Here is a 7,830-nt window from a genome sequence, read left to right as displayed (position 1 = left end):
CGGACCGGTGCAGCGCCTGATAGCTCCGGCGCTGCGCTGCGCGCCGCCGACCGGTCCATCGGGTCCGCCCGTGCTTTCCTGCTAACGCTTCCATCTCATAGCATTCGCGCAACGACGGTCTCCCTTGCATGCCCCACGGCGGCGCGTAGCGCTGTGCCGGTGCTTTTTCGTGCTGAACCAGCCACTTTGACGTTCTAGCTCGTCAGACCGTGTGCGATCCAATTCGCGTCAGGCCTACGAGGGAGACACTTAGAGGCTGGGCCACTCCGAACGATGACGACGAGCCCGCCTCAAGCACTCCGGGTCCAGAAAGCTGCTTTCTTTGGTGACTTTCTTTGCAGCAGCAAAGAAAGTTACCCCTGCCCCGGGGAGGGGCGACGCTAATAGACCGACACCAAAGCAGGATTTCATAGAAGCACAAGCGAACGAAACATCCAGCGCCAGCAAGAACCCCTCTCCTGGTACAGGATTTGCCTAACCTCCAGACCCAAGGAAAAGATTCCGAACGACGAGAGGAAGCCCACCCCGATGCCGACCACCCCCGGACGTCTATCGCCGCCATCGGCCATCACAGTCGAATCGCCTGCGCGCCTGCATCTTGGCTTCATCGACCCGAACGGCTCTTTAGGCCGCGTCTTCGGCAGCGTGGGTCTCGCGATCGATGCGAACGCCACGCGTATCACAGCGCGCCAGGCGCCGGCATCGCGGCGTAACGCGATGATCGAAGGCGCTGCGAGCGAGACCCAGCGCCAGCGCATCGAGCAGTACTTGACGCAACTCGAAGCCGCATTAGGCCGAGGCCCGACGATCGACATCGAAGTGCACGAAACACCGCGCGCCCACACGGGCCTGGGTTCCGGCACGCAACTCGCGCTCGCACTGGGCACCGCCTACGCCCGCGTCCGCGGCCTCGAAGCGACCACCGCCGACATCGCCCGGATCCTCGCGCGCGGCGCGCGCTCCGGCATCGGCATACATGGTTTCGATCACGGCGGCCTGATCGTCGACGGTGGCCGCAACGCATCGAACACGAACAAGAGCACCATCATCCCGCCGCTGATCGCGCGGCAAGCGTTCCCGGAAACCTGGCGCGTGCTGCTGGTCGACGACACCTCGCGCGAAGGCCTGCACGGCGACGACGAAAAGCGCGGACTCGCATCCCTCGCGCCCTTCCCCGCGAAACTCGCCGCGCATCTGAGCCACCTCGTGCTGATGCGCATCCTGCCAGCCGTAGCGGAAAGCGACTTCGAAACCTTCGCCAACGCCATCTGCGACCTGCAGCAAACCATCGGCGAATACTTCGCGCCCGTGCAAGGCGGCGTGTTCGCGAGCCCCGCCGTCGCGCGCGCCCTCGAAGCCGTCGCGGCCGAGCAGAAGGCCGGCATCGGTCAGACCTCGTGGGGACCGGTCGGCTTCGCGTTCGTCGCGAGCGCCCAGGACGCCGAACGCGCGCTCGCCGCCGCCCGGCGCGTCTCGCCCGGCGCACCGCTCGCGTTCACCGTCGCTTCGGGACGAAATCGCGGCGCGACATGGCGCGCGGCAAGCCACCGTCATCACGGCGCGAACGCGGCTTAAAACGCCGGACGCACTGAACCGGTTCAATCGACATCAACACGACAGACGAGTCCATCGCCATGCCCGAAGCCACCGAAAGACCCTACGTCCTGCACATGTTCACCAGCACGCCGCAAATGAGCCCGTTCGACGTCAACATGGCCGCCGACGCGGGCTATCAGATCCTCGTGCCCTACTGCAACGTCGACGAGGACAGCGTCGTGCAGCTCACCCAGGACGCGATCTTCTCGCGCGGGCCGAAGGGCGTGTCGCGCACCGGCATTTTCATCGGCGGACGCGACGTCATGCTCGCCGCCGACATGCTCGAACGCGCGCGCAACGCCATGGTCCCGCCCTTCGAAGTCTCCGTTTTCACCGATCCGAGCGGCGCGTACACGACCGCCGCCGCCCTCGTCGCGCTCGCGGAAAAGCATCTGAAGGCCGCGCATTCCGTCGATCTCGGCGGCAAGCGCGTGCTGATTCTCGGCGGCACCGGCGCGGTCGGACGGGTGGCCGCGGCAATGGCCGCATCGCTCGGCGCGGATGTAGCCGTCGCGAGCCATTCGAGCCAGTCGCGCGCCACGCAGGTCAGCGACGAGATCAACCGGCGCTTCGACATCGCCACCTCGGGCGTCGCGACCGGCTCGCCCGATCAGTTGCATCGCGAACTCGCGCGCGCCGAAGTGGTGTTCGCCACGGCCGTAGCAGGCGTCCAGGTGATGACTTCCGCCGATCTCGCCCACGCGAAAAATCTGCTGATCGCCGCCGACGTCAACGCCGTGCCGCCCGAAGGCATCGCCGGCGTCAACGTCATGGACGACGGCAAGCCGCTCGCGGGCGCGGCGCGTTCTGACGCGGTGGGCATCGGCGCGCTCGCCATCGGCAACGTCAAGTATCAGGCGGAGCATCGGCTTTTTCTGCGCATGCGCACCGGCGGCAAGCCCGTGTATCTCGGCTTCCCCGAAGCATTCGACGAAGCCCGCGCGATCGTCGCGGGACAGAGTTCGTGAATCCGGCCGATGCCTCCCGCGCGCCGCGCGTGGCCGTCGCGGGACTGTCCGCGCGGCTGCTCACGCAATCCGCCGCGCGCGCGGGACTGAATGTCGTCGCGCTCGATATCTTCGGCGACCGCGACACGCGCGAGCAGGCCGGCATGTGGTTCGATATCGGCGGTAACGGTCTTTCGATCGATCGCGCGCGGCTCTACGATGCGCTCGAACATGCCGCGCGCCTGCCCCGCATGCTGGGCCTCATCGTCACGAGCGGGCTCGAGCCGCTCGCGGGCGAACTGTCGCGCGCGCCGCGCGTGCCGCGCTTCATCGGCAATGGCGCGCAGGCGGCCGCCGTGCGCGATCCCAAACGCTTCTTCGCGCTGCTCGACAGCCTGGACATCGCGCATCCCGAGGTGCGCTTCACGCCGCCCGACGACCCGCGCGGCTGGCTCGTCAAACGCTCGGACGGCTGCGGCGGCATCCATATCGAATGGGCGGAAGACGTGGAGTGCGTGCCGGCGGGCGCGTACTTCGAGCGGCTCGCGCAAGGACGCTCGATGTCCGCGCTGTTCCTGGCCGCGCATCGCGAGTCGGCCGTGATCGGCTTCGCGGAGCAGTTGACGGTCGAAGCCGGACGTCTGCCGTTCGTCCATGCCGGTTCGCTCGGACCCGTGCGATTGCCGGCGCACGTGGCCGCGCGCATCGTCGAGGCGATCGATACCATCGTCTGGAAAACCGACCTGACGGGTCTGAACAGCATCGACTTCCTGCTCGATGGCGACGCCTTCAGCGTGCTCGAAATCAACACGCGCCCGTCCTCGACAATGGCGCTCTACGAAGCCGCCTGGCCCGACGCCTGGCCGCGCGGACTGATCGGCGCGCATCTGGACGCCTGTCTGCACGGCGAGCTGCCGCACGTGCCGCACACGTTCGCGCAAACGCCGCGGCTCCATGCCGGACAGCGTGTCGTGTTCGCGCCCGCGGGCTTCACGGCATCGCGCGCGTTCAGCGACGCCTGCTTCGACGATCCCGCGTGCCACGACGTGCCGCTCGTCGGCGCGCGCATCGAAGCGGGCCAGCCGGTCTGCACGATGACCGCCGCGGCCCCCGCCTTCGCCGGTCTGCGCGGCGCGCTGGATCGCGAGCATGCGCGCCTTCTGCAACGTATCGAAATCTTGTCCACGCCATGACTTCAACTTTTCAAGCCGATGCCGCGCTGAGCGTCAATGCATCGAGCGAGCCGCTGGTCGCGCGTCTGATCGACGACGCCGCGCGCCTTCATGTCGACGTGACGCGCACGGAAGGCGGCACCGTGATCGTCGATGCGGGCGTGAACGCAAAAGGCGGCGCCGAGGCCGGCGTTCTGATCGCGCGCATCTGCATGGGCGGGCTCGGGCGCGTCGCGCGGCGCATCGCATTCGATGACGCGCCGCTCTGGCCGAGCTTCATCGAGGTGCATACCAGCAATCCGGTGCTCGCGTGCCTGGCAAGTCAGTACGCGGGCTGGAGCCTCGCCGCGACCAAGGAGCAGACCGGCGGCAGGAAGTTCTTCTCGCTGGGCTCGGGCCCGGCGCGTGCGCTCGCCTGCAAGGAACCGCTGTTCGATGAACTCGGCTATCGCGACCGCAACGCGCAGGGCGCGCTGGTGATGGAGGTGGATCGCCTGCCGCCGCAAGTGGTCATCGACAAGGTGCTGAACGATTGCGGCCTGCAGCCGGAGAACCTCGTGATCGCCGTGACGCCGACACACTCTGTCGCCGGCACGGTGCAGGTCGTCGCGCGCGTGGTGGAAGTCGCGCTGCACAAGACGCACGTGCTCGGCGTGGATCTCTCCGAAATCGTCGAAGGCAGCGGCAGCGCGCCTTTGCCACCGCCCTCGCCCGACGGCATTCAGGCGATGGGCCGCACCAACGACGCGATCCTTTATGGCGGCCGCGTGCATCTGACCGTGAAATCCGATGCGGTTGCGAAGCAGCTCGCGGCGGAATTGCCGTCGTCGAATGCGCGCGACTACGGGCGGCCGTTCGCGGAGATCTTCACGGCGTTCAACTACGACTTCTATCAGATCGACCCCGCGCTGTTCGCGCCCGCCGAAGTGTGGGTGTCGAGCCTGGAAAGCGGCGCGACCTGGCACGGCGGCAAGGTCGATAAACCGCTGCTCGACGCGCAATGGCTCGGAGGCGCGGCATGAGCTTGCGCGTCGCGATCATGACCGATGAAACCGGCTGGCACACCGGCCGGCTCAGGAAAGCCTTCCGCGCGCGCGGCGTGGAGGCGCGTTGCGTCGATCTCGCCGATTGCCGGATCGACACGACATGGAAGCCGCACGGCCTCGCGATTCCCGGCTTCGGCCACGCGCTGCCCGATGCGGCGTTCGTGCGCGGCATCGCGGGCGGCACCTTCGAGCAGGTGACCTTGCGGCTCGGCATCCTGCACGCGCTGCGCGAATCGGGCGTGCCGGTCTACAACGACGCGCGCGCGATCGAACGCAGCGTCGACAAGTCGATGACGAGCTTTCTGCTCAACCGCTACGGCGTGCCGACGCCCGCGACCTGGGCGGGCGAATCGGCCGCGCACGCGCAGCGCGTATTGATGCGCGAGGCGGCGGCGGGCCGGCAGGTCGTCATGAAGCCGCTGTTCGGTTCGCAGGGCAAGGGCCTGATGAAGCCCGGCGTGAGCCTGCCGGCGCTCGAAGCGTTCAGCCAGGTCGCGTATCTGCAGCGTTATGTCGATGCGGGTGAGAACGGCTTCGACTGGCGCGTGCTCGTGATCGGCGGGCGGGCGGTCGCGGCAATGAAGCGCGTCGGCGGCGAGGACTGGATTCACAACTTCGCGCGTGGCGCGCGCTGCGAGCCCGCCGAACTGACGCCCGCGCTCGCCGAAATCTCCGTGCGCGCGACGCAGGCGCTCGGGCTCGATTACGCGGGCGTCGACCTGATTCCGTCGGAGGGCGGGCGGCCGGTCGTGCTCGAAGTGAACGGCGTCGCGGCGTGGCGCGGGCTGCAAACCGTGACGCCGCTCGATATCGCGACGCTGCTCGTCGATGATCTGCTCGATCGCAAGCTGGCCGCATCGAAGGGCCAGCTCGCGCTCGCCGGCAACCATGAGCGCGTCTGACATCTCCAGGGCTCCGCTGACCGATCGCGCGCGCGCGGCGTTTTTGCGCGCATGCCGGCTCGATGTCGAGACGAGCAAGCCGGGCAACGTGAGCGTCGCGAGCGCGGGGCACGGCATGACCTCGGCCCAGTTCATCGCGAGCGCGGACACGGCGGCGGCGGGCCTTTTCACGCCGGGCGCGAGCGTGGGCGCGCGCATTCTCGACGCCGTGCGCCGCACTTTCGACGCGGTCGGCTGCAACACGAATCTCGGCATCGTGCTGCTGGCCGCGCCCTTGTGCGCCGCGCTGGAGCGTATAGCGCCGGATGCGTCGGCCGATGCGATCGATGCATCGCGCTGGCATGCCGCGACGCGCGACGTGCTCGCGAACCTCGATATCGACGATGCGCGGCTCGCTTATCGCGCGATTGCGCTGGCCAATCCCGGCGGTCTGGGCGACGCGCCCGAGCAGACCGTCCACGCGCCGCCGACCGTGACCCTGCGCGCGGCGATGGCGCTGGCCGCCGATCGCGACAGCATCGCGCGTCAATATGAGAATGGTTTCGCCGATATCTTCGGCGCGGGGCTGGAGGCGGCGGGCGCGGTCGCGCCGTCGGGCGGACATCACGCGATGCTGGATGCTTTCCTCGCGTTTCTCGCGGGCTGGCCCGATTCGCACATTGTGCGCAAGCAGGGCACGGCGGTGGCGCAAAGTGTCACGCGCGATGCCGCTTTGCATCGAGCGAACTGGCGGACGTCGGGGCGTCCCACGACATCCGCGGAACTCGACGCGTGGGATGCGGGATTGAAGGCGCGCGGCATCAACCCGGGCACGAGCGCGGACCTCGCGGTGGCGACGCTGTTCGTCGCGCTGATGACGAACCCGGCTTCGTAGTGCATGCATGAAGCGCGCCGCGAGCGGACCAAAAATTGGCACGGAACATGTTAGGAAGTTCGCGGTTGAGCGGTCGCATGACGAGTCCGATTGAACCGAGAGCCTTGCGCGGGCGTTTAGCGTCACCGTCGCGCGAGTCGAGAGCAAGTCGCTAGTCCCAAGAACCATATCCACTGGAGGAACAGCATGGCCAAGATCAACCGCGTCATGGTAGGAGAGTCGCTCGTCGGCGATGGCAACGAGGTCGCACACATCGACCTGATCATCGGACCGAGGGGTTCCGCTGCCGAGACGGCGTTCTGTCACGCGCTCACGAACAACAAGGACGGCTTTACCTCGCTGCTGGCCGTGGTCGCGCCGAATCTGCTGACCAAGCCGAACACGATTCTCTTCAACAAGGTGACGATCAAGGGCGCGAAACAGGCCGTGCAGATGTTCGGCCCGGCGCAGCGCGCGGTGGCGATGGCGGTGGCGGACAGCGTCGAGGGCGGCGTGATTCCCGCTGACGAAGCCGACGATCTGTTCGTCTGCGTCGGTGTGTTCATCCACTGGGAAGCGAATGACGACCAGAAGATCCACGACTTCAACTATCAGGCGACGAAGGAAGCGATTGCGCGCGCGGTGGCGGGCGAGCCATCGGCGAAGGATGTAGTATCGAAGAAGGGTTCGATGTCGCATCCGTTCTCGCCGAGCTGATTGCGCGCATGGCCGGCACGTGTGCTGGTTTTATTGCGCGTGCCGGCGATTTGTCATTCACCATAACTACGAGGCTTTTCGCATGACCCCACGTTGCTGCGCGTTGACGGTGCTCACTTGCCTCTCGCTGATTTCGCCGCTTTCGTTCGCCGCGACGGGCTCCGGGGGCGCCAAGCCCGCCAAGACTCACGATTATCCGACCGAAGGGCGCGTCGAGTATGTGCTCGGGTGCATGGACGATAACGGGCACGACTTCGCCAACGTGTACAAGTGCTCTTGTGCGATCGACAAGATCGCGCAGGTGCTTCCTTATGATGATTTCGTCGAGCAGTCGACGTTTTCCAAGTACGCGACGCTGGGGGGAGAAGGCGGGGCTGAATTTCGCGTAGATCGCGCGAAGGCGCAAACTAAAAAGTTTCGCGATTTGCAGAAGGATGCGTTCAAGGCTTGTGGGATTCAGCAGAAGTCTGCAGCGAAATAGGGGGTAGTTCGTTCGCTTGCGCTTCTGTGAAATCCTGCGTTCGTGTCGGTCTATTAGCTCTGCCCCTCCCCGGGGCGGGGGTAACTTTCTTTGCGGCTGCAAAGAAAGTCACCAAA

Annotated in this window: 8 protein-coding genes; all 8 read left to right on the top strand. The window is 66.7% G+C overall.

Features of this window, described 5'->3' with window-relative positions; genetic code table 11:
• Positions 1–528 precede the first annotated feature (528 nt).
• Complete coding sequence (locus AWB79_RS37650) at positions 529–1,575, top strand: beta-ribofuranosylaminobenzene 5'-phosphate synthase family protein (protein WP_061172551.1); 1,047 nt, start codon at positions 529–531, stop codon at positions 1,573–1,575.
• Positions 1,576–1,634: 59 nt separating this feature from the next.
• Positions 1,635–2,564 carry an NAD(P)-dependent methylenetetrahydromethanopterin dehydrogenase gene (locus tag AWB79_RS37645; RefSeq protein ID WP_061172550.1) on the top strand — a complete coding sequence of 310 codons (930 nt, stop codon included), beginning with the start codon at positions 1,635–1,637 and terminating at the stop codon, positions 2,562–2,564.
• On the top strand, positions 2,561–3,736 hold the full coding sequence (locus AWB79_RS37640) for an ATP-grasp domain-containing protein (RefSeq protein WP_061172549.1): 1,176 nt from the start codon (positions 2,561–2,563) through the stop codon (positions 3,734–3,736). Before AWB79_RS37645 ends, AWB79_RS37640 begins: the two co-directional genes overlap by 4 nt.
• Positions 3,733–4,737 (top strand): methenyltetrahydromethanopterin cyclohydrolase, encoded by a 1,005-nt coding sequence (gene mch / locus AWB79_RS37635; RefSeq protein WP_061172548.1) that lies wholly within the window; start codon positions 3,733–3,735, stop codon positions 4,735–4,737. Before AWB79_RS37640 ends, mch begins: the two co-directional genes overlap by 4 nt.
• Positions 4,734–5,663, top strand: a complete 930-nt coding sequence (locus tag AWB79_RS37630; protein WP_096031666.1) for an ATP-grasp domain-containing protein — start codon at positions 4,734–4,736, stop codon at positions 5,661–5,663. Before mch ends, AWB79_RS37630 begins: the two co-directional genes overlap by 4 nt.
• Entirely contained in the window at positions 5,650–6,537 is an 888-nt protein-coding gene (locus tag AWB79_RS37625) for a triphosphoribosyl-dephospho-CoA synthase (protein WP_061172546.1), read from the top strand. The genes AWB79_RS37630 and AWB79_RS37625 overlap by 14 nt, the downstream gene beginning before the upstream one ends.
• Before the next feature lie 186 nt (positions 6,538–6,723).
• The gene (gene fae, locus AWB79_RS37620) at positions 6,724–7,233 is read left to right on the top strand and encodes a formaldehyde-activating enzyme (protein ID WP_061172545.1); all 510 of its coding nucleotides are present in this window, start codon (positions 6,724–6,726) and stop codon (positions 7,231–7,233) included.
• 82 nt (positions 7,234–7,315) lie between these two features.
• Positions 7,316–7,714: a hypothetical protein gene (locus tag AWB79_RS37615; protein WP_061172544.1), complete on the top strand. Its 399-nt coding sequence runs from the start codon at positions 7,316–7,318 to the stop codon at positions 7,712–7,714.
• Positions 7,715–7,830 lie beyond the last annotated feature (116 nt).

Origin of the sequence: Caballeronia hypogeia (assembly GCF_001544875.2) — a bacterium.
Classification (GTDB): domain Bacteria; phylum Pseudomonadota; class Gammaproteobacteria; order Burkholderiales; family Burkholderiaceae; genus Caballeronia; species Caballeronia hypogeia.
The sequence above is the reverse complement of the archived record's forward strand: the minus strand, read 5'-3'. Positions and strand labels throughout refer to the sequence as shown.

Excerpts from the sequence above, each read along its gene's own strand:
- AWB79_RS37650 (WP_061172551.1), top strand. The coding sequence starts at position 529 with ATGCCGACCACCCCCGGACGTCTATCGCCGCCATCGGCCATCACAGTC.
- AWB79_RS37645 (WP_061172550.1), top strand. The coding sequence starts at position 1,635 with ATGCCCGAAGCCACCGAAAGACCCTACGTCCTGCACATGTTCACCAGC.
- mch (WP_061172548.1), top strand. The coding sequence starts at position 3,733 with ATGACTTCAACTTTTCAAGCCGATGCCGCGCTGAGCGTCAATGCATCG.
- AWB79_RS37630 (WP_096031666.1), top strand. The coding sequence starts at position 4,734 with ATGAGCTTGCGCGTCGCGATCATGACCGATGAAACCGGCTGGCACACC.
- AWB79_RS37625 (WP_061172546.1), top strand. The coding sequence starts at position 5,650 with ATGAGCGCGTCTGACATCTCCAGGGCTCCGCTGACCGATCGCGCGCGC.
- fae (WP_061172545.1), top strand. The coding sequence starts at position 6,724 with ATGGCCAAGATCAACCGCGTCATGGTAGGAGAGTCGCTCGTCGGCGAT.
- AWB79_RS37615 (WP_061172544.1), top strand. The coding sequence starts at position 7,316 with ATGACCCCACGTTGCTGCGCGTTGACGGTGCTCACTTGCCTCTCGCTG.